The sequence below is a fragment of the Alishewanella maricola genome, assembly GCF_016343785.1.
In the GTDB taxonomy this organism is placed as follows: Bacteria; Pseudomonadota; Gammaproteobacteria; order Enterobacterales; family Alteromonadaceae; genus Alishewanella; species Alishewanella maricola.
In genome coordinates this window covers 280044-301581 of sequence record NZ_JAEINI020000001.1, presented here as the reverse complement: position 1 = coordinate 301581, position 21538 = coordinate 280044, and the positions used below count along the sequence as shown (strand labels likewise).

Genomic DNA, 21538 nt, shown 5'->3' with positions numbered 1-21538 from the left:
TTGAGGTCACGGGCCTTTTTACAGACAACACACCGCCGACCTCCTACCCCGCAGGGTTGGTGGTGATAATAATCATGGTGAGTGTTGTCATTTTTATTTTCATGAACACACTATGCACGGACTTATAGACGTCTGTCAATCCTTTTTCTGATTTAACTGGCTATCGCTGCGGTATTCCAAATACTGACCTGATTTCGGCCTGCTCGTTTGGCTTGATACAGCGCTTGATCGGCTTGCAAGATCAGTTCATCTGCACTGTTCGACATTTGATGCAAACTCACGCCCGCACTAATTGTCACCCGCACTTTGGGTTCATGCTCGATAAAAGCCTGTTCTGATAATTGCAAACGGACCCGGTTAGCCACTTCTATTGCCCCATTTAAGGTGGTATCTGGCAGCACGACCGCAAAAGAGGCGCCACCGAAGCGTGCTAAGAGATCATTATCACGCAATAGCCCTGCACAATGACGCGCCAGCGACTGTAACAAGATATCTGCTGCTTTGTGGCCATATTGATCATTAAGGTGTTTAAACTGATCAATATCAAACATCATTAGCGATAAAGGCCGCTCATAGCGCTCGGCTCGTGCGATTTCTAACAGTAATTGTTGCTGCCAAAATTGCCGATTCATCAAGCCGGTAAGACTATCTTGGCGATCATGAATTTTTAATTGCTGCTGCGTCATTAATAATTTAGCGTGATAACGCGCTTGCTCGCTGGCATCTTGGATCCACAAGCACAGAAATTGTTCGTGAGTTTGAGGGTGACGTAAGGCAATAAGCGTGCAATTTTGCGCCATATACACTTGTGTTTGGTCCAGGTGTTGTTGGCGAGGAAACTTGAGTAAATACAAGCGCTGTTGCCAGCTAATCTGTTCGGTTTGTTGGCTAGTCAACACGCTCTGCATTTTCCGATTGAACCACGCTTTAGGCACTTCGGGAAACAAAGAAAAAAACGATTTGCCTACCAGCTCTCGCTCTGTCAATTCGCTATATCGGTAAATAAAGCTGTTGGCGTAACTGATTTGGCAATGCGAATTCAGTAACAGAACGCCACCAGGTAAATGTTGTACCATTGACACTAATATCGACGAGATCACACAGATTCCTCTTTTTACTGCCGATTGCTGACTATTTTGCTATAACTATTTTAAATCTTACGCTTATTCGTTATGGTAACAGTAATACATAACAATAAAACGATGATCAATCTTAGGGTGATACCATGCAGCAACCCAGCTTGTCAAAAAAGCTGCTGACAAAAGTCTTATCAGTCTATTTTATTTTGACGCTTGTGGTGACCGTTGGCCAGATCGTTGCTGAATATTACAACGCCAAAAATTATATTAATAACGAGCTAACCACCTTACAAAACACCTTCGCTGGCAGTTTGACGAGGGCGATTTGGGAGCTCAACACCCCACAAACCTTGAATATTGCCGACGGCTTGTTAGCCATCCCAACGATTGAAGGGATTATTGTGCGGGACGATAACGGCGCCATTATTACTCAATCTGGCCGTTATATTGATATTCAACAACGCTTTAGCAACCAATTGGTGAGTAAAGAAGTCAGCTTAAGTGAACAAGGCTCGGGTATTTTTGGATTTACCTTTCCGTTAATCTTTGAGTTTTCTGGCAGAACGAGCCAAGTGGGCGATGTCACGCTATTTTCCAGCCGCGATATTGTTATCGAACGTATCAAAGTGGGTTTATATTTCCTGATTGCCAACGCAATGCTAAAAACCACTTTTTTAATCATCTTATTTCTACTGGCGTTTCGCCGTTATCTGATTGAACCTTTGGCTGATTTAAGCCAACAAATTGAAGATTTAGAGCTCGACCAGTTAGATGGCAGCAAAGTCATTGTCGCAGAAGACCAAGGCGCTGAACTATCCTTTATGGCGAATGCGTTTAACCGGCTGCTGGCTCGGTTAAGCGACAATCAAGGCCAACTAAAACAAACACAGCAACAATTGCTGGTATCACATAATAAATTAGATCAACAAAACCTCTTATTAGAACAAGAAGTCGCGCGGAAAACCTCGGGGTTAAGTCAAGCGATGATGGATTTGCAACAACAAAAACAAGAATTACTGCATAAGAAACAAGCTCTACGTGAAGAGATCGAACAGCGCGTGCAAACAGAAAGTAACTTACTGCAAAAACAACGTGAGTTGCAGGAAACCATTGATAACTTAAACTTAGCGCAAGACCGGTTAGTGCAATCTGAAAAAATGGCGGCACTCGGCGGTTTAGTCGCTGGCATTACTCATGAAGTGAATACCCCCGTCGGGATCTGTGTTACGGCCACCAGCTTTTTAGATGAGCGTGTCAGCAAACTGAGCAGCGCTTATCAACAAAAACAGCTTACGCCCAAAATGCTCGAAGAATTCTTACAAGAAGCACAACAAAGTACTGCCTTATTACAATCAAATTTATCGCGAGCATCCGATCTGATTGCTAGCTTTAAACAAATCGCCGTGGATCAAGCCAGTGAAGCCACCCGCACCATCAATCTTTGCCACTATCTTAATGAAATTATTCGTTCATTACAGCCGCATTTTAAGAAAACCCAGTACCAAATTGAGGTGAACTGTGAAGAGAGCATTATCCTAGATTGCCCTGCCGGTGCCATTTCACAAATTATTACCAACCTGTTGATGAACTCATTGATCCATGGCTTTGAAGACCGAGAGCATGGGCTGATCCGCATTACCGTGCTAGACAACGAACACAATATTGACATCCATTATGCTGATGATGGTAAAGGGCTCGCGGCCGATCAGTTAGCGAAATTATTTCATCCGTTCTTCACCACCAAGCGCAATCAGGGTGGCAGCGGCTTAGGTACACATATCATCTACAACTTAGTACGCCAAACGCTAGGTGGCAGCATTGAGGTCAGCAGCCAACTGGGCGAAGGCTTGCATTATCATATTTGTTTTCCTAAAAAACTAAATAGATAGCGCCGCTTGAAGCAGGTTATACTGCCGGTCTTTGCTGTAAAATGAAGTAAGGTTTTTATGTGGTTTAAAAATATTCGGGTTTACAAACTCAGCGCTCCGCTGACAACAGATTTGGCCAGCCTTGAGCAAGCCTTCGCTGAATTTAAGTTCAGCCCTTGTACCGGTCAAGAAGCAGTGAAAAGTGGGTTTAGCTATCCTCTGCATAACAGTATTAAACAATATTGCCATCAACAGCAGCACCGCTGGTTTTTTGCGATTAAGCGCCAAGAAAAGATCCTGCCTGCTGCCGTGATCAATGAAGAATTACAACCCAAAATTGATGCTGCCGAGCAAGAACAAGGCCGCGCGTTAAGTCGCAAAGAAAAGCAGGCTTTAAAAGAAGAGCTTATCCATACTTTACTGCCGCGTGCTTTCAGTCGCTCTCAGCTGACTCAAGGTTATTATGATGCGCAAAAAAACTGGTTGGTCATTAATAGCAGCAGTGCGAGTAAAGCAGAAGATATCTTGGCTTTACTGCGCAAAGCCATTGGTTCTTTACCGGCTTTACCTTGGTTAGACAGTCATAAACTGAATAGTCAGTTGCAACAATGGTTAAAGCATGAAGATTTACCCAAGGGCTTTATGCCAGGGGCGGAAGTCGAGTTAAAAGCGCCCGATGAAGAAGGCGCCAAGGTGCGCTTTAGTAATCATTTACTCAGCGCCGATGAAGTGCAAACCCATTTACAAGATAAATTGGTTACGCGCATTAGCTTGCAACAAACCGAAGGTGTCTCATTAACCATCACTGATGATGGCAGTATCAAACAAGTCAAATACCCAGATAGCGTTATTGATCACAACGATGAACTGGGCTGGGATGATTTACCGGCGCGATTAGATGCTGATTTGTTATTGATGGCGGACAGTGTCAACAATGCCCTGCTCGCCATCAGCGAGCAGGTGAATAGCCATCCGGAAAGTTAAGATTTATTGAAACAGTTGCCGAATGTCTTGGTACAGGTTGGCAATTTGCGGTTGTTGCATAAACTCCGGTACCGACACCACTTGCTGCGTAACATAATGCGTTAGCAATTGGTGTTGTTCTTCAGTTGATTTGTAAAAACCGCGAGCTACGGCCGCTAAACGAATAAAATCAGTATAATCTAATTCTGGGCTGGCCTTGCAGACACGCCATGTTTTGGCTGCGCGCTGCAACTCGTCATCAAAACCCCAAGCCTTTAACACTTTGACACTTATATAAGGCGCCGCCTTGTCTATCACACTGGTTAAAAAAATCGGATGCCCAAATACTTCTGGATGCCGCTCGGCTTCGGTGATCACGGCAAGTGCCCCAATATTATGCACTAACGCACATAACGTCATCACATCTGCACTTAACGTACATTGCTTATTCACCGTTTGATAGGCTTTTAAGCAAGCCACCGCGATTGCCGCGACCTGCACATTGTCTTGCCATAATTTATCTAAATGCTGCTGTACTTGTTTATATTGCGATATGAATAACTGCTCTACCGCCATCGCGGTGGCAATATTTTTAATTTGGCTTAAACCAATTCGAGTAACTGCTTGGTTTAAGGTGCTCACCTTAATTGAACGCCCCATAAAGGCGCTGTTAGCGACTTTCATCAGCCGGGCTGCCAAAGAGGGATCTTGTGAAATAACTTCTGCCATTTGCGCAAGGCTTACGCTGGCATCATCGGCTCGTTGCCGAACTCGTAACGCAATTTCTGGCAAGGTCGGTAAGACCAAGCGGTCATTACGGATCTTGTCATCTAAAATAGTCAGTAATGCTTGTTGTGCACTCATACTGCGCAGTCTCTCGGTTAATCAATGAAAACTCGTTATAGGGCTTAATAGTGAGCACCCTCGGTTTAAGCCGATGCGACTACATTAAGCTTGCTCGATTATCTGCTGCATCTGTTGCAACATAACTTGCACCGCAGCCACATCTTGCTGTTTTGCTATTTTTTCTAATGCGTCGGCAAGTTGGGTGAGCTGTGGGTACCCCATACTGCCCGCACTGCCTTTTAAGCTATGGGCATCAAACTCTAAGCTAGACCAAGCCTGCTGCTGCAAAGCTAGCTCAAATTGCTGTAATAACGCCGGCAACTGCGCTTTAAAACGCGCTTTTAGCGCTTGCATTGCGGGATCTTGGGCTAAATGCTGTTCCAACTCCTGTAATTTGCTTGACGTTGTTTTAGCATAACGACGCAACAAGGACAAAAATTCTTTTTGCACAATAGGCTTGCCAAGTAATTCCTGACACCCCGCTAGACGATAACGCTCGGCATCCTCAGCCATCACATTAGCCGTCACTGCAATAATGGGGGTGTTCACGCCGGCCAGTCGGATCAATTGAGTGGCCTCTTCACCACCCATCACAGGCATTTGCATATCCATAAAGATCACATCAAAACGGCCGGCTAAAGCGCGCTCTACCGCTTGATGGCCATTACTGACCAATTCATGATGCACTCCCACTTTATCTAGCATTAACGCTAGCAGCAGTTGGTTATCCGGGTTATCTTCCGCCACCAGCGCATTAAGCTGCCACTGCGTTTCACGCTCGGTTAGCGGCTCAACAAGGGGTTCAACAGCCTCATATTGCTCAATCAGGTTCACTTTGTCGGCAACAGGCAACAGTAATTCAAAGCTACTGCCAATGCCCTTGACACTCTCGACCAAAATATCACCCGACATTTGCTCAATCAGCTTTTTCGAGATACACAGGCCTAAACCCGTTCCACCAAAATCGCGAGTAACGGTGGCATCGGCTTGCATAAAGGGCTGGAATAAACGCTGTTGCTCTTCGTTATTCATGCCAATGCCAGTGTCTTTTATTTTAATCGACAGCCGCGAATGTGCTGCATCATAACTGACCGCCAACAAGATCTTACCTTTACGGGTAAATTTCACGGCGTTACTGGTGAGATTTAATAACACCTGTCGAAGACGCAAGCTGTCCACATAAAGAGTTTGCGGTAACGGAAACTGAATGTGTAATTGACACTCTAGCCTCTTTTGGCGGGCTTGCTCCTTGGTCTGCTGATAAATTTCATTAAGCATCGCCAAGTAATCGACCTGGCTTAATTGCAGCTCTAATTTGTCAGCTTCAATTTTTGATAAATCCAAAATATCGTTGATTAAGCCAAGCAAATGTTCGCTACTGCGCAACACGCGCCGTAAATAATCCGAACGGGTTGCTTGTTCTGTTTCATTTAAGGCTTGCTCACTAAAACCAATAATCGCGGTCAGTGGTGTGCGGATCTCATGGCTCATGTTAGCTAAAAAAACACTTTTTAAACGGTTGGCTTGCTCGGCCACTTCACGCGCTAAAATTAATTCTTGGTTAGCTGATGCTAAATCGCTATTGGCCCGGGCGAGATCTTGAGTACGACGCAATACCTTATCTTCGAGTTGCTGTTTATAGATCGTTTCGCGTTCACGGTACACGCGTAACTGGCGCACCATCACATTAAAAGCCGCGAACATATCACCGAGTTCATCTTGCTTACGTATTTCAAGGAATGTAGCAAAATTCCCCCGGCCAACCGCCGTTTTGGCTGCCGTCAGTTGTTTTACCGGGTTAAACACCTGATAAATCAGTATTTGATGTATTAGAATAGGCACTGCGAAGATACAAAATAACGCGAACAACAATATATGCAATGGCCATTTTGAAAACTGGCTATACATCTCGTCTGCATCCACGCCGTAGATCAGCTGATACGAGCCCGCTAAGTTTTTACCGAGTAAAAGTTTCGGTTGGCCCAGCAATAAACTATCAATAAAATTAGTATGGTCAATGCTCTGCTGAATGATCCGATATTGACTGGGTGGGAAGGCACTCCCAATTAAAGATTGATTAGCGGCATACGCAATGGTGGCGGCACGATTAACCAATAAAGTGACACTATTGGCTGAAACAGGGTTATTCGCGACTTGGGCAAAGGGCTCGGCATCGAGTACCATCAAAATATAACCCCACACTTGCCGATTCGCGCGACTATCCGCAAGGTAAAGCTTTTTCACAATAAAGACCTGCAATTGACGATCTGCGCCATGTGGCGCGAGAAATACCGTTTGATCTTCGATCATTGCTTGCACTAAAGAAAAATATTCATTCCTAAAACGGCTAGGTACCGTCGAAACCACCTGTTGAAGTGGGTATATCACATCCTCATCGCCATTTAGCCGCAACAACTTGATTGATCGTAGCGTTTCATCTTGCGCAGCGACTTCTTGAAACAAGTTATCAACGGCCTGTTTATCTTCGGCGGAGCCCGTCTGTAAATACTGATTAAGGCGTTTTGAGATGGTGAGTAACGACAGCTTAGTCTGATTAACTCTTAAATAGTCATTGAGGTATTGTTGTTGGTCGTTTAAATGCTTTGAAACCTGCTGAAACAATTGTTGCTGTTTGACGGTGTTACTGTAGTGATATGCCAAATAGCCTAGCAGCGCTAAAGGTAAAATCAATAGCGGCAACATATAGATTAACAGTGTTTCCCGAAGCCTCATGCTGGCTTACGCCTATTATAATTGTTAATAACAATGGACTTATAGCATACTCAGCATTGCAGTCAGCGACAAGGGATCAGGCAGTTTTGACGACAAAAAGCAAATTTAGCTCGGTTAACGCAAGGTATGCTAGTCATGAACATGGCATAGCCTTGATTGGGCTAGATCGCATAGCGACCTAGCCCTGTACTTTAGATAATTTTATTATCTTGCCAAAACTTTTCTTTTTCTAAACGTTTTTGTCTTTTCTCACAAGGTTTATCGCAGTCACAAGCTTTATCGATGTTCAATTCACCTAAACCACCACAACTTCCGGCAAGTGACTTACGCTGTAATAAATAACCGCTGGCCATTGCCACAACTACAACTAAAAATAACCCAAAGGTCATTAAAAAAATGGTCATTGTTCACCTCAAGGTTGAGTTAAATAAGGTTTAAAAGCATCTGATATATGTTCCACAAAACCGGCATCCGTTTTTTCAATAATTAATGCAGCAAGCTGCTGCTGATTAGCAAACGCCAGTGCCTCACTTGCCGACATCACATTTAACGCTGTGGCATAGGCATCTGCCGTCATAGCGGAAGCATGCAGCACAGTGCTAGATACTGTTTTATGCTGGATCGGTTTACCCGTGCGCGGATCAATTAAATGCGAGTAACGAATACCGTCTTCCTCAAAGTAATTACGATAATCACCTGAGGTGGCTACCGCGATTTGGTTTACCGCCATAATGCGTTGTACCGCACGTTCATGGTCGATCGGTTTTTCAATGGCCACTCGCCAGTCACCATTAGGTTTTGCTGCACCTACACGCATTTCGCCACCAATATCCACCAAAAAGCGGGTAATGCCTTGCGCCAATAAGATTTCTGCTAATTGATCGACACCATAGCCCTTAGCTATCGTCGACAAATCAACACTCACCCGCGGATCGCTCTTTTGTAACTCAATGCCATTTAAACTGATTTTATCAATACCAACATGTTGGCGTATGGCTATTAACGCTTGCTCGTCAGGCGCATGTTCAATGCGACCTTGCGCACCAAAGCCCCATAATTCGACTAATGGCGCCACGGTAACATCAAGCACACCTTGCGTTTCGTGTCCGACACGAATGGCTTCGGCTATAACCAGTTGCGTACGGGGTGATAAGGTAAAGGGCTCACTGCTCTGTTGGCGATTAAAGCGCATTAATTCAGATTCTGGTCGATAGGTCGACATCAGATCGTTTAATAGCTCTAACTCGCTATCAAAGGTGGCTTGCAGCGCGGTCAGATCCGGCTCTTTGTCACTGTAAAATTTCACGACATAATAAGTGCCCATCGTTTTACCTTCCACTTTGTATTCTGGAAAGGTCTGCTGCGGTTGGCAAGCCGCAACCAATATAACGAACACTAATATTAGCAAGGGGCGAATAAATCGCATGTTCTGCTCCTGATAAAAATAAGGGGCGACTAAAAGTCACCCCTACTATTTTACCGCTTCACGCTTAGATTAACCACCAAAGTCATCTAATAGAATGTTGTCATCTTCTACGCCTAAGTCTTTCAGCATATTGATAACCGCTTTGTTCATCATTGGTGGACCACACATGTAGAATTCACAGTCTTCTGGTGCTTTGTGGCTCTTCAGGTAGTTTTCATAAATTACGTTATGGATAAAACCCGTATAGCCAGTCCAGTTATCTTCTGGTTGTGGATCAGATAACGCCACATGCCATTCAAAATTGTCGTTCTCAGCCGCTAGCATATCGAAATCTTCAACATAGAACATTTCTCGCTTCGAACGCGCACCGTACCAGAAACTGATCTTACGCTTGGTTTTTAAGCGGCGTAATTGGTCAAAGATATGTGAACGCATTGGCGCCATACCTGCACCACCGCCGATGAAGACCATTTCAGCTTCAGTGTCTTTGGCATAGAACTCACCAAAAGGCCCTGAAATCGTTACTTTGTCGCCTTCTTTCAAAGACCAAATAAACGATGACATTTTACCGCAAGGCAGCGTCAGGTTATTTGGTGGCGGCGTAGCAATACGCACGTTCAGCATGATAATGCCTTCTTCTTCTGGGTAGTTAGCCATTGAATAAGCACGAATAGTCGGCTCATCCACTTTTGACTCCAGTGTGAAGAATTTGAAACGTTCCCAATCACCACGGAATTGTGCAGGAACATCAAAATCTGCATATTTAACGTGATGCGCAGGCGCTTCAATTTGGATATAACCACCCGCACGGAAAGGTACTGATTCGCCATCAGGGATCTGCAGTTTCAGTTCTTTAATGAAAGTGGCTTTGTTATCGTTAGAAATAACCGAGCAATCCCATTTTTTAATACCGAAGATTTCTGCTTCTACTTCGATGTCCATGTCAGTTTTAACATTAACCTGACAAGACAAACGACAGCCTTCACGGGCCTGACCTTTAGTGATGTGACCCAGCTCGGTAGGTAAAATCTCACCACCGCCCTCGTGTACATGGACACGACACTGACCACAAGAACCACCGCCACCACAGGCTGATGACAAGAAGATACCGTTATCAGCTAAAACGCTTAATAACTTACCGCCTGCTTTTGTTTTAATTGCTTTGCTCGGATCACCGTTAACACTGATCGTGATATCGCCACTGGCAACCAGTTTTGATTTGGCCGCTAGAATAATAAATACTAGCGCCAGTACCACGACAGTGAACATGCCAACGCCAAGATAAATCTCTTGCATGGTGTTATTCCTCTACTGCTTATAGTTGAACGCCAGAGAAAGACATAAAGCCTAATCCCATTAAACCTACTACCAAGAAGGTAGAACCTAAACCGCGTAAACCGTCTGGGATATCAGCGTATTTCAGCTTCTCACGAACTGCGGCTAATACCGTTATCGCTAAAGCCCAACCTACACCACTTCCTAAACCGAACACGACGCTCTCACCGAAGGTATAATCACGTTCAACCATAAAGGCTACCGCACCAAAAATAGCGCAGTTAACGGTAATTAAAGGTAAGAAAATACCTAATGCGTTGTATAACGCAGGGAAGTACTTGTCTAAGATCATTTCTAGAATTTGCACCAGGGCAGCGATAACGCCTATGTAGGTCAAGAACCCTAAGAAACTCAGATCGGCATCTGGAAATCCCGCCCATGCTAACGCACCTGGCGCTAATAAAAGGTGGAAAACCAAGTTGTTCACAGGTACCGAAATACCCAGTACAACGATTACCGCAACACCTAAACCAAAAGCAGTTTTGATTTTTTGTGATACAGCAAGAAAGGTACACATCCCTAAGAAGAATGCTAATGCCAGGTTTTCAATAAATACGGCACGTACGAACAAGCTAATGTAATGTTCCATCAATCGCTCCTTATACCTTCTTCTCAATTTGCTCTGGGCGGTATGCACGTAATACCCAAATAAAAGCTGCAATAATGATGAAGGCGCTTGGTGGCATCAGTAGGATACCCATTGGCTGATACCAGCCACCTTCACTGATCAGAGGCATGATTTGTACGCCAAATACTGAACCTGAACCGCCTAACTCACGGATAAAGGCGACAACTAATAACACCACGCTATAACCTAAGCCGTTACCAATACCATCTAAGAAACTCATACCTGGAGTACTTTTCATGGCATAGGCTTCAGCGCGGCCCATAACGATACAGTTAGTGATAATCAAACCAACGAATACTGAAAGTTGCTTAGATAAATCATAAGCATAAGCTTTCAAGAACTGGTCAACAACGATTACCAATGAAGCAATAATGGTCATCTGCACGATGATACGTACGCTTGATGGAATGTGGTTACGGATACTCGAAATAAAGAAATTCGAAAAGGCCGTTACAAAGGTCAATGCCAAACACATTACTAATGCGGTGGTCATCTGAGTTGTTACCGCTAGCGCAGAACAAATACCGAGTACTTGTAAAGCGATAGGGTTATTGGCAAAAACCGGACCAAACAGGACGGTTTTAATTTCTTTAGCATTAGCCATTGGTTAAGGCTCCTTGACGCACTTTAGTTAAGAATGGGCCGAAGCCGTTCTCACCAATCCAAAAAGTGAAGGTATTTTGCACACCATTTGCCGTCAGCGTGGCACCTGACAAACCATCAACCTGATAATCAGACTGAGGGTCGGCATTACCTGGTTTCAAAATAGTCAACGCCAGCTGGCCAGCATCATTGGTTAATTTCTTACCCGTGAACTGTGCTTTCCAACGTGGGTTTTCTATTTCGCCACCTAAACCGGGTGTTTCACCTTGTTCATAGTAGTTTAAGCCGATAATCGTATTGCCATCGGTTTCGACTGCTAAGAAAGCATGCATCGTTGACCATAAGCCATAACCATGCACCGGTAACACCACGGCTTTTAAATTACGATTGTCATCGTAAGTTAACCAAATAGGTGCTTGCTCTGAAATACGACGGATAGAAGCCACATCTTCGCTTTGCGCCAGTGCTTCACCTTCCTTCAGGTTTTTACGGTAGTCATAAGCCTCAGCACAAGCGGTATCGCAACTTGCGTCAATCTCACCGGTCTTTAAATTAACCAGACGCGTTTCAACGTGCTTGCTAAACAGCTCGGCAACCTTAGCTGCAGGTGCTGAACCTTCGATTAAACCTACACTGCGCAGGATGTTAATTTGCGAGTCTAACTTTTTGTTGGCTTGCTGCGTTGGACGCAACTGCACAGCGGCAGTTGCCACCACGATGGCACAAACTAAACATAAAGAAACTACTACAATCAGCGTCTTGCTGATGCTGTCATTATTACTAGACATTACGTGCCAGCCTCCGCTTGATGTTGCTCTGAGCCACGAAGAAATCGAATAAAGGTGCAAACAAGTTAGCAAACAAGATTGCCAACATCATCCCTTCTGGATAAGCCGGGTTAACCACTCGGATCATCACCACCATAAACCCAATCAAAATACCGTAAGCCCATTTACCTTGGTTAGTAAACGAGGCAGATACTGGGTCTGTGGCCATAAAGAACATACCGATGGCAAAACCACCTAACACTAAATGCCAATGCCATGGCATCGCAAATAGCGGGTTGCTGTTTGAACCTATAGCATTAAACAAATAGCTGGTTAATACCATACCGACCATGACACCCAGCACGATACGCCAAGAAGCAATACGGAAGTAAATTAACGCTAAACCACCAACTAATAACGCCAGTACTGAGGTTTCACCGACTGAACCAGGGATAAAGCCCAGGAACGCATCCCACCACAGCTGGGTATTTGCCGCGTAATCTAGTTCACCAGAAGACGCTTTGCTTAACCAAGTCGCACCTGAGTAACCGTCGGCTACAGTCCATACCGCATCACCAGAGATTTGCGCTGGGTAAGCGAAGAACAAGAACGCACGACCGGCTAAAGCAGGGTTTAAGAAGTTACGGCCAGTACCACCAAACACTTCTTTTGCCACTACGATACCGAAGGTAATACCAAGCGCCACTTGCCATAAAGGAATGGTTGCAGGCAGGATTAAAGCAAACAGGATTGAGCTAACAAAGAAACCTTCGTTGACTTCATGTTTACGCACTGAGGCGAATAAGACTTCCCAAAAACCACCTACCACGAAGGTAACAGCATAAATAGGTAAGAACCAGACCGCGCCATAGAACATCTTAGCGCCCCAGCCTGAGGTGGCCGTTAACTCTCCGCCTAAGGCAGAGTAAATGGCAACCTGCCAAGTATCAGGAGTACTAAAGCCTTGTGCTAATGCCAAACTGGCCTGATGGCCAATGTTGTACATACCGAAGAATAACGCTGGAAATAATGCCAGCCAAACGAAAATCATAATACGCTTCAGGTCAATACTGTCACGGACATGAGTACCGTTTTTAGTCACTAAACCTGGCGTATAAAGTACGGTCGCCACTGCTTCATACAGTGCGTACCACTTTTCGTGTTTTCCGCCTTTTTCAAATTGCGGTTCAATGCGCTCTAAAAAATGCTTTAAGCTCATGATTAGCCTTCCTTCTGGATGGTAGTCAAGCAGTTGCGTAGAATAGTGCCGTAGTCATATTTACCTGGGCATACGTAAGTACACAAAGCTAAATCTTCTTCGTCTAATTCTAAACAACCTAATGTTTGTGCCCCGTCAGTGTCGCCAGAAACCAAATCGCGCAACAATAATGTTGGCAGGATATCTAACGGCATTACCCGCTCGTAGTTACCAATAGGTACCATGGCACGTGAAGAGCCATTCGTGGTTGTGGTCAGATTGAACAGTTTTTTAGGGTTAAGGTGGCCAAGGTAAGCACGGGTAACTGAGTGTTTTTCAGCGCCAGGTACAATCCAGCCAAACAATAACTTTTCAAAGCCTTCGGTTAATACCGAAACCTGATTGTGGAAGCGACCAATATAACCATGAACGCCCTGTGCGGTAGTACCTGCCAGTACTGAGCCTGAAATGATACGGTTTTGACCTTCGTTAAGTTCACCGGCAGTCAGTTCAGTAGTTGAAGCGCCCAGCAAGGTTTTCACCAAACGTGGATTTTTCACTACAGGACCGGCCAATGAAATCACCCGCTCACTGTGTAATTGCCCCGTTGTAAATAATTTACCAATGGCAATAACGTCTTGATACCCAAGGTGCCAAACGACTTTTTTCGCACTGGCTGCATCGAGTAAATGAATATGCGTGCCCACTAACCCAGCAGGGTGTGGACCATCAAATTCGGCTACAGTGACCTGAGAGACGCTAGGAATAGCCACACCGGCTTTTTTACTCAGGTAGGTTTTACCTTCAGTTAAACGTGAAACCACCGTTAAACCATGAGTAAACGCGTCGGCATCAGCATTAATGACCACAGCAGGATCGGCTGCTAATGGATTGGTATCCATCGCATTAACAAAGATGGCACGTGGCGTACTATCAATGGCAGGAGAACGGGAAAACGGCCGCGTACGCAGCGCTACCCACAATCCTGAGTCGATCAAGTTTTGTTTAACCTGCTCTACTGACAAACTGGCCAATTGCTCGACAGAGTAAGAGGTAAATTGTTCAGCCGCATCGCCGCTAGCTGCAATCACAACAGATTGCAAAACTCGTTTAGCGCCACGATTGATTTCTTTAACCGTACCCGCGATTGGGGCAGTAAACTTAACGCCAGGGTTTTTCTTGTCTTCGAAAAGCACCTGACCTTTTTTTACTGTATCGCCCACTTCGACCGCCATGGTCGGACGCATACCAACATACTCTTCACCTAAAACGGCGACAGTTGTGATGGCATTGCCCGCACTGATCTCTTGTTTAGGACTGCCTGCAAGGGGAATGTCCAAGCCTTTTTTGAGTTTTATCATACGTACTTGCACTACTATTTTGGGAAGAAACAGGGCCTAGTTTTTCAGCTGCTGAGCGGCAGCACACCTGGTTGAACAATTTAGCAAATTACAACTGCGCAAAACTTAACCAGATACACGTATTAAAGTGACGGATTCTAGCATTAATACCAGCTTGTATCCATGGTAATACCAAAAATTATCCATGTTGTATTGTACAGCAAAGTTGCTGTATCAAACGTATAAAAACCGCCTTGCGACGGTTTATTCAGCTGAGTCAATACGACTAATTGATTAGATTCTGTAACAGCACTAAGGCTTCAACATCAGCGGTATAATCAACGTGCTGGTAACCGAAACCAAACAGCCGTAAAAATTCATTGTGGTACCCCACATAGTCAGTCAGGGTATCAATGTTTTCGGTGGTCACTTGTTGCCATAAGTCTTTTACGGTTTGCTGTACATGATCGCTTAATTCTTTTCCATCCATGCGTAAACGACCGGCTTCATCAAGTGTCGGTGTAGCGCTATATAAACCCTGACGGAACAAGCCATTAATTTGCTCAATACAACCTTCATGGGTGCCTTCTTCTTTCATCACGCGGTACAGCAAGGAAATATACAACGGCATGATCGGAATGGCGGAGCTGGCTTGCGTGACTAAAGCTTTTAACGACGCCACATAGGCTTTGCCTTTTTTGCTGGCTAAGCTCGCCGTAATGGCCGCAGCGGCCCGGTCAAGATCTTCTTTGGCTTTACCAATAGTCGCCTTGCCGTAGATAGGCCACGTTAATTCTTTACCAATATAGGTATAAGCCACGGTCTGACAATTATCGGCTAACACACCGGCCGCATCTAATTGGCTTAACCAACGTTCCCAATCTTCGCCACCCATCACTTTAACGGTGTTAAAGATCTCTTCATCGTTTGCTGGCTCTACTGACACCTCTTCAATTTCTCGTTTAGAGGTATTGAGGTTTTTTGCGGTGTAAGATTGGCCAATCGGTTTTAATACCGAGCTAAACACTTCACCCGTAACAGGATCTTTACGCCGAGGGGCTGCTAAACTGTAGACAACCAGATCAATTTTGCCCATTTCACTACGAATGGTTTCAATTGCTTGCGCTTTTAATTCATCGGTAAAAGCATCACCGTTTAAATGTTTGTTCCAAACACCCGCGGCATTCGCTGCAGCTTCAAAAGCGGCGGTGTTATACCAACCCGCAGAACCGGTTTTATTGTCACTCGGGGCTTTTTCGAAAAAGATACCCAGGGTATTGGCACCCGAACCGAAAGCGGCGGTAATTCTTGAGGCTAAACCATAGCCCGTTGAAGCACCAATCACTAGCACGTTTTTCGGGCCATTTGTCACGGCCCCTTGCGCTTTTACATAAGCAATTTGTTCATTTACATGTTCTGCACAGCCAACTGGGTGTGCATTAGTACAGATAAAACCACGAATTTTAGGTTGAATAACCATAAAGAGTCCTGCTGTTGTCTTGAGTAAAGTAGCGCTAGTGTAAAACTTTAACGCAAAAAACAGGTCGGATCAGCTAATATTGATCATGACGAGGCTTTATCTGCTTTGCTACCACCGAAACATTTAGGCGAAGCTGGAGGTTTTTCTGCGTAGTATTCATACCATTCTGAAGGGGTATAAGTATGTAACGCTAAAGCGTGAATTTTCTCTGCCAGCTCTTCCGCGACGATGGCATTAACCGCACGATGCCGCTGTAACAGGCGCATGCCGTTAAAAGCAGGCGTGACGATGACAACTTTAAAATGAGACTCTGAACCTGCGGGCACATTATGATTGGCACTTTCGTTAACCACATCAAGAAATACGGGATTAAAAGCATCCAATAATTTTTGCTCTATTGCAGTATGTATTAGCATTGCCGTTCTGCTCCTTTGGGTGTCCTTTAATGCATTTTAGCTAAGGCCGTGACGTTTGTCCTGCTCAAGGTAAGTGCGAAGCGTTAAATCATCGCTAAACCAATAAGCATAAAGCTAAAATAAATTTTTTTATGCTAACGTAATACTACACTAGCGATAATTCGAGCTACGCCAGAGGGATTGCTGTTGTCGCTACCTGCTGGGCGTGTCAAAATGCCAGCCTTACTATTGAGATGAAGTGGTTATGAATACGCAGTTTACGCTTGGTTCTATCAGTCTTACCTTACATCGTTGGCCTTTAGCGCAGCCGAATCATAGTCTCCAAGCCTGGGATGCCGCAGACGAACTGATTCTCACTCAAGCTCTACCTTTACTTTCTGATTTAACGCAGCGTTTAGCCAAGCCGTCTAAAGTGTTGATCATTAATGATGCCTTTGGTGCTTTATCCTGTGGGCTGGGTGCCGGTTCGCAGGTATTAATGCAAGATTCTGTGCTTGCACAGCTGGCGTGTCGTTATAACCGTACCCAAAATCACTTGGATAATACGAACATCACAGAATTATCCAGCCTTGATGCCTTACCATACGCCCCTGATCTGGTGCTATTAAAAGTGCCACAAAACCACAGTTATTTAGCCCATATCCTCACCGCACTAAGCCAAGTGATGACCCAAGAAACGCAACTGGTGGTGGCGGCCAAAGCAAAAGATATTACCAAGCAAGTACTGGCACTTTTTAGCCATTATATTGGGCCCACCCAGGCGTCACTGACTGAAAAAAAATGTCGGTATATTCAAAGCCAATGGCAGGCGGATGCCACTCAGCGCGACGCCCCTGCCGCCATGCGTTGGCCACTTGATAATAGCCACTTTACCATGGTTAACTATGCCAATGTGTTCGCGCGAGAAAAACTCGATATTGGCGCCCGTTTGTTTTTAGCGCATTTACCCAAAGTGGCACCTGGCAGTCGTGTCATTGATTTGGGCTGTGGCAATGGCGTATTGAGTTTACAGTTGTTAGCGCAACAACCGGATTGCAAACTGATTTTAACCGATGAATCCTATTTGGCGATCGCCTCGGCACAAGCCACCATTAGCGAAAACCTGCCTGAACGACTTGGCGATTGTCAATTTGTTGCCGATGACTGCCTAACGCAACAAGCAGAGCACAGTGCAGACTGGATTATTTGTAATCCGCCTTTTCATCAGCAAAATGCCGTCACGACCCATGTGGCAAGCCAAATGTTTCGTGATGCGAAACGTGTCTTAAAAACCGGCGGACGACTGCGTATTGTTGCCAATCGCCACTTGCCTTATAAGCTGCAGTTAGAAAAGTTATTTGGACATTGCCAGCAATTAGCGGCTAACCCAAAATTTGTTATTTTAGAGTCCATCAAAAGGAGTTAATAATGCGTTATTTATCGCTGGTATTGCTGCTACTCGTTGCCGGTTGTGCCACCAAGGTACCGTCGTTTATCGTGGCACCACAAATTTTTTGGCCACAAACAACTGAACTCAGCGGGCGTCAATTTAGTTTTGCAGTGGTCGATTTGCGTCCAAGAACGCACAGTTTAACCATTCAGCAGGGGGGGAATGAAAATAACTATCGAACCTCCAATGATGTTCGTTTTCAGTTAGAAAAAACCGTGGCGGCTGCCTTAACCGAGCAAGGCGCAAACTTACTTGGCCAGCAAGGCACGCAATTAAAAATTCAAATTAACCAATTACAAGCGAACGTTCAACAACGGCCGCTTGATCACCTAGTGACCAATCAAGTTGCGCTAACCATCTTTATCCAACGTGATGATGGTAGCTTTACTAAATCCTATGCCGGTGATAGCAGCTATACCGCTCCTTTTAAAGTCGATTTAGCTGCGGTAGAACGTGAACTACGTATTCTAACTGAGCAAGTGTTAAACCAATTACTGCAAGATCCTACCTGGAAATCTGAGCTGAACTAAAGGAGCATTTATGAAACAACTTATGTTTATCATGTTACTGCTGTGCGGCGTTTCGGCGCACGCGGGGCAATTTATGCAACCTGATAACTTGTTTCCTAAAGTGAAATTTATGACCTCACATGGCGATATCGTGGTGGAATTAGATCGCAGCCGCGCGCCACTGAGCGTCAATAATTTTTTAAGCTATGTTAAAAAAAACGCTTACAACAATACGATATTCCATCGGCTTGTGCCGGGTTTTGTATTGCAAGGGGGGGGCTATACCCCCGATTACAAAGAGATTGACACGCTAAAGCCGGTCTTTAACGAGTCAGGCAATGGCCTAAAAAATCAACTCGGCTCCATCGCGATGGCACGCTTAAACGATCCGCATAGTGCGGTTAGTCAATTCTATTTCAATCTGGAAGATAACAGCAGTTTAGATCCGGGCAGTCGTTGGGGCTATGCCGTATTTGGGCAAGTGGTTTCCGGTATGGAAGTACTCGAGAAAATCCAAAATGTTGAGACTGAAATCAATCAGCAAAACGGCTGGAGCGATGTTCCGGTAGAGCCGGTGATACTAAAAATGGTCATTCTGCTCCCACAAGAGTAATTTTGACTATACTTCGGTAAAGGCTTTTTGGCGGAACTGAAGTATGGCCACTCATTTTACTGATGAAAAATCTCGGCAATTGGTGTTTTATGCCTCGCGTTTTTTGCGCGGCCAATTGCCACATCATGAATTACATTTGTTTATCTGGGATACCTTAGAAGAATGGGCGGCTTTGCAACAGCGCCCTACTACCCCCCCTCACCCGCAAGAACGTGTATTTTGGTATTTGCTGCATCAGCTGGAATTTTGGCCTGAACAGCAGCTATTGCATAACAAAAGATTGAAGCGCAACTTACAACTTTGCCTCGGCTTTATCGTCGGTAAAGCTCAAAGACCGCTCAATTGTGTGGGCTTAAGGCCCTAAACCGAAAATCTGCATTAAAAACCGTTACTTTTCAAATTCATGCTCTTTGCTGTGAGCTGCGTGTCTGTTAAGGTTTGCCTTCAGATAATTCAGGATGGGCCAGATGACACTCGGTAAACAACAAGGCGCAGCGCAAAGCTGGCGGCAAACGCTGCAAAGCTATCAAGATATCCGCCTGCTTTTCATCTTTTTCATGGGTTGTGCCTCTGGTTTTCCTTGGGTATTAATTGGCTCAAATATGAGTGGATGGCTAAGTGATGCGGGCCTGTCTCGCACGGCCATTGGTTATTTTGGCTCAGTGTTTATTGTCTATGCCTTAAATTTTTTATGGGCGCCTTTACTTGACCGCGTCAAACTACCGCTGCTTTATGCCTGGCTAGGTATGCGCCGTAGTTGGATCCTACTGATGCAAAGTATTATGTTATGCGCCACTATCGCCATTGCTTTTACCGAACCCAGCCAAAGCCTGTTGCTGACTTCGCTGCTTGCAATGGCCATTGCGCTGTCATCAGCCACTCAGGATGTGGCCATTGATGCCTATCGAATTGAAATGATCGGTGATGATAAAGTGCGAGTCGCACCAGCCGCGGCCATGGGAGTAATTGGTTGGTGGACCGGTTATTCCTTACCCGGCTACTTGGCTTTTGCCAATGCCGATCAATATGGTTGGCCTGCCGTGTATTTGGGTATGGCGTTAGTAATAGTGCTATTAATGTTCTTTACCTTAATCAGTAAAGAACCCCTGAATCAACGTGATCTATTGCAGCAGCAAGCGGCCGCTCGTCATAGCGCGGCAGTCGGCAAGCAAGTTGCCCGCCCTTATCTGATTTGGTTAACCGTAACCGTGCTAGAGCCCTTTTTGGACTTCTTTCGCCGCAACGGTTGGCAGTTATCGTTGGCCATCCTCAGTTTTGTGTTTTTATTTAAAGTGGGTGAAGCGTTCTTAGGCCGCATGTCAGTGCCATTTTATAAAGAAATTGGTTTTTCAAATGAGCAAATTGCCGAATACTCTAAATTGGTTGGTTGGTTTGCCACCATTGTCTTTACCCTAATCGGTAGTGCCATCAATATTCGTTTTGGTATTGTGCGCGGCTTATTTATTGGCGGCATCGCCATGGCTGCCAGTAATTTGATGTTTGCTTGGATCGCCTTAGTCGGGCCAAAACCCGAGTTATTTATTGCCGCTATTTTAGTCGATAACTTTACCGCTGCTTTTTCCACCGTCGCCTTTGTATCTTTCTTAACCTGGCTAACCGGCCGCGCTTTTACTGCTACCCAATACGCACTGCTCGCCTCTTTGGGTAATCTGGGTCGTACCACCTTAGCTTCTTTTAGTGGTGAAATGGTAGATTTACTGGGGGGGAATTGGGCGTTGTTTTTTGTTTTCACCTCGTTAATGGTGATCCCCGGTTTATTGCTGTTATTGTGGGTAGGTAAACGACTACAGCAACGTGAACAAACGCAACAATAAAGCATTAAAAAAGCCGCTTATCACGCCATGTTTATCCCACAAACATAACACGAAGAGCGGCTTTTGAAGTTGTTGTACTGGCTAGCCGTTAGTTAACTGCAGTAAACCTTCGGCAGGATCAACCTCAAGCGCTTGGCAATAACGCACAAACTCGACGACATCCAATCTACGTTCTTGATTTTCAACCTTACCAATAAAGGAATGCGGTGTGCCTAATAACTCAGACAAACTGCGCATAGTGTGACCTTTCTCTTGTCGTTGTCGTTTTAACCAAACACAAAGCCGTTTATTTTCATCAGAAATGACACTTTTCGTACCTTTCATTTTTTTTATTCTCCGAGCGTGTTACGCTTTTATTTATTATAGTTTATGCGCTCCTTGCAATATTGGGTTGTTGTGGTCTTGCTTGACTAACACGGATGTGACTAGTAACTAATATCATAGGTTGCGATAAGCGTACAGATTTTCAG

General features: G+C 44.9%; 21 protein-coding genes. 7 read left to right on the top strand and 14 right to left on the bottom strand.

All coding sequences use genetic code 11. From position 1 onward, the window contains the following. Positions 1–152 precede the first annotated feature (152 nt). Positions 153–1100 (bottom strand): sensor domain-containing diguanylate cyclase, encoded by a 948-nt coding sequence (locus JAO78_RS01490; RefSeq protein WP_226749581.1) that lies wholly within the window; start codon positions 1098–1100, stop codon positions 153–155. A gap of 125 nt (positions 1101–1225) precedes the next feature. On the opposite strand from JAO78_RS01490, the gene JAO78_RS01485 reads away from it, so the two are divergent. Both JAO78_RS01485 and JAO78_RS01480 read left to right on the top strand, forming a co-directional pair. Beyond that, on the top strand, positions 1226–2968 hold the full coding sequence (locus tag JAO78_RS01485) for a sensor histidine kinase (RefSeq protein ID WP_226749580.1): 1743 nt from the start codon (positions 1226–1228) through the stop codon (positions 2966–2968). Between the two features lie 57 nt (positions 2969–3025). Beyond that, positions 3026–3931, top strand: a complete 906-nt coding sequence (locus JAO78_RS01480; RefSeq protein WP_226749579.1) for a recombination-associated protein RdgC — start codon at positions 3026–3028, stop codon at positions 3929–3931. 3 nt (positions 3932–3934) lie between these two features. On the opposite strand, the gene JAO78_RS01475 is transcribed toward JAO78_RS01480, so the two are convergent. The 12 genes from JAO78_RS01475 to JAO78_RS01420 form a co-directional block, all read right to left on the bottom strand. Further along, entirely contained in the window at positions 3935–4774 is an 840-nt protein-coding gene (locus JAO78_RS01475; RefSeq protein ID WP_226749578.1) for an HDOD domain-containing protein, read from the bottom strand. 84 nt (positions 4775–4858) lie between these two features. Continuing rightward, entirely contained in the window at positions 4859–7489 is a 2631-nt protein-coding gene (locus tag JAO78_RS01470) for an ATP-binding protein (protein WP_226749577.1), read from the bottom strand. A gap of 191 nt (positions 7490–7680) precedes the next feature. Beyond that, the gene (gene nqrM, locus JAO78_RS01465) at positions 7681–7893 is read right to left on the bottom strand and encodes a (Na+)-NQR maturation NqrM (RefSeq protein ID WP_226749576.1); all 213 of its coding nucleotides are present in this window, start codon (positions 7891–7893) and stop codon (positions 7681–7683) included. 8 nt (positions 7894–7901) lie between these two features. Next, a complete protein-coding gene (locus JAO78_RS01460) occupies positions 7902–8915 on the bottom strand; it encodes an FAD:protein FMN transferase (protein WP_226749575.1) in 1014 nt (337 codons plus the stop codon). 69 nt (positions 8916–8984) lie between these two features. Continuing rightward, a complete protein-coding gene (nqrF, locus tag JAO78_RS01455; protein ID WP_226749574.1) occupies positions 8985–10211 on the bottom strand; it encodes an NADH:ubiquinone reductase (Na(+)-transporting) subunit F in 1227 nt (408 codons plus the stop codon). A 19-nt stretch (positions 10212–10230) separates the two neighbouring features. After that, a complete protein-coding gene (gene nqrE / locus JAO78_RS01450) occupies positions 10231–10839 on the bottom strand; it encodes an NADH:ubiquinone reductase (Na(+)-transporting) subunit E (protein WP_226749573.1) in 609 nt (202 codons plus the stop codon). A 10-nt stretch (positions 10840–10849) separates the two neighbouring features. Beyond that, a complete protein-coding gene (locus tag JAO78_RS01445; protein ID WP_226749572.1) occupies positions 10850–11482 on the bottom strand; it encodes an NADH:ubiquinone reductase (Na(+)-transporting) subunit D in 633 nt (210 codons plus the stop codon). Beyond that, the gene (locus JAO78_RS01440) at positions 11475–12269 is read right to left on the bottom strand and encodes a Na(+)-translocating NADH-quinone reductase subunit C (RefSeq protein ID WP_226749571.1); all 795 of its coding nucleotides are present in this window, start codon (positions 12267–12269) and stop codon (positions 11475–11477) included. The genes JAO78_RS01445 and JAO78_RS01440 overlap by 8 nt, the downstream gene beginning before the upstream one ends. Then, the gene (locus JAO78_RS01435) at positions 12262–13467 is read right to left on the bottom strand and encodes an NADH:ubiquinone reductase (Na(+)-transporting) subunit B (protein ID WP_226749570.1); all 1206 of its coding nucleotides are present in this window, start codon (positions 13465–13467) and stop codon (positions 12262–12264) included. The genes JAO78_RS01440 and JAO78_RS01435 overlap by 8 nt, the downstream gene beginning before the upstream one ends. A 2-nt stretch (positions 13468–13469) precedes the next feature. Further along, positions 13470–14807 carry a Na(+)-translocating NADH-quinone reductase subunit A gene (locus JAO78_RS01430; RefSeq protein WP_226749569.1) on the bottom strand — a complete coding sequence of 446 codons (1338 nt, stop codon included), beginning with the start codon at positions 14805–14807 and terminating at the stop codon, positions 13470–13472. A 265-nt stretch (positions 14808–15072) separates the two neighbouring features. After that, on the bottom strand, positions 15073–16266 hold the full coding sequence (gene fabV / locus JAO78_RS01425; RefSeq protein ID WP_226749568.1) for an enoyl-ACP reductase FabV: 1194 nt from the start codon (positions 16264–16266) through the stop codon (positions 15073–15075). Positions 16267–16349: 83 nt separating this feature from the next. After that, positions 16350–16682: a BolA family protein gene (locus tag JAO78_RS01420; protein WP_226749567.1), complete on the bottom strand. Its 333-nt coding sequence runs from the start codon at positions 16680–16682 to the stop codon at positions 16350–16352. Between the two features lie 244 nt (positions 16683–16926). On the opposite strand from JAO78_RS01420, the gene JAO78_RS01415 reads away from it, so the two are divergent. The 5 genes from JAO78_RS01415 to JAO78_RS01395 all read left to right on the top strand — a co-directional run bounded on the left by JAO78_RS01415 (position 16927) and on the right by JAO78_RS01395 (position 21068). After that, positions 16927–18087 carry a methyltransferase gene (locus tag JAO78_RS01415; protein ID WP_226749566.1) on the top strand — a complete coding sequence of 387 codons (1161 nt, stop codon included), beginning with the start codon at positions 16927–16929 and terminating at the stop codon, positions 18085–18087. Positions 18088–18089: 2 nt separating this feature from the next. Beyond that, complete coding sequence (locus tag JAO78_RS01410; RefSeq protein ID WP_226749565.1) at positions 18090–18641, top strand: YajG family lipoprotein; 552 nt, start codon at positions 18090–18092, stop codon at positions 18639–18641. A 10-nt stretch (positions 18642–18651) separates the two neighbouring features. After that, a complete protein-coding gene (locus JAO78_RS01405) occupies positions 18652–19233 on the top strand; it encodes a peptidylprolyl isomerase (RefSeq protein WP_226749564.1) in 582 nt (193 codons plus the stop codon). Positions 19234–19276: 43 nt separating this feature from the next. Next, entirely contained in the window at positions 19277–19597 is a 321-nt protein-coding gene (locus JAO78_RS01400; protein WP_226749563.1) for a hypothetical protein, read from the top strand. Between the two features lie 103 nt (positions 19598–19700). Further along, positions 19701–21068, top strand: a complete 1368-nt coding sequence (locus JAO78_RS01395; RefSeq protein WP_226749562.1) for an AmpG family muropeptide MFS transporter — start codon at positions 19701–19703, stop codon at positions 21066–21068. A gap of 81 nt (positions 21069–21149) precedes the next feature. Here JAO78_RS01395 and JAO78_RS01390 read toward each other — a convergent pair whose 3' ends face one another. Continuing rightward, a complete protein-coding gene (locus tag JAO78_RS01390) occupies positions 21150–21392 on the bottom strand; it encodes a helix-turn-helix domain-containing protein (protein WP_226749561.1) in 243 nt (80 codons plus the stop codon). Positions 21393–21538 lie beyond the last annotated feature (146 nt).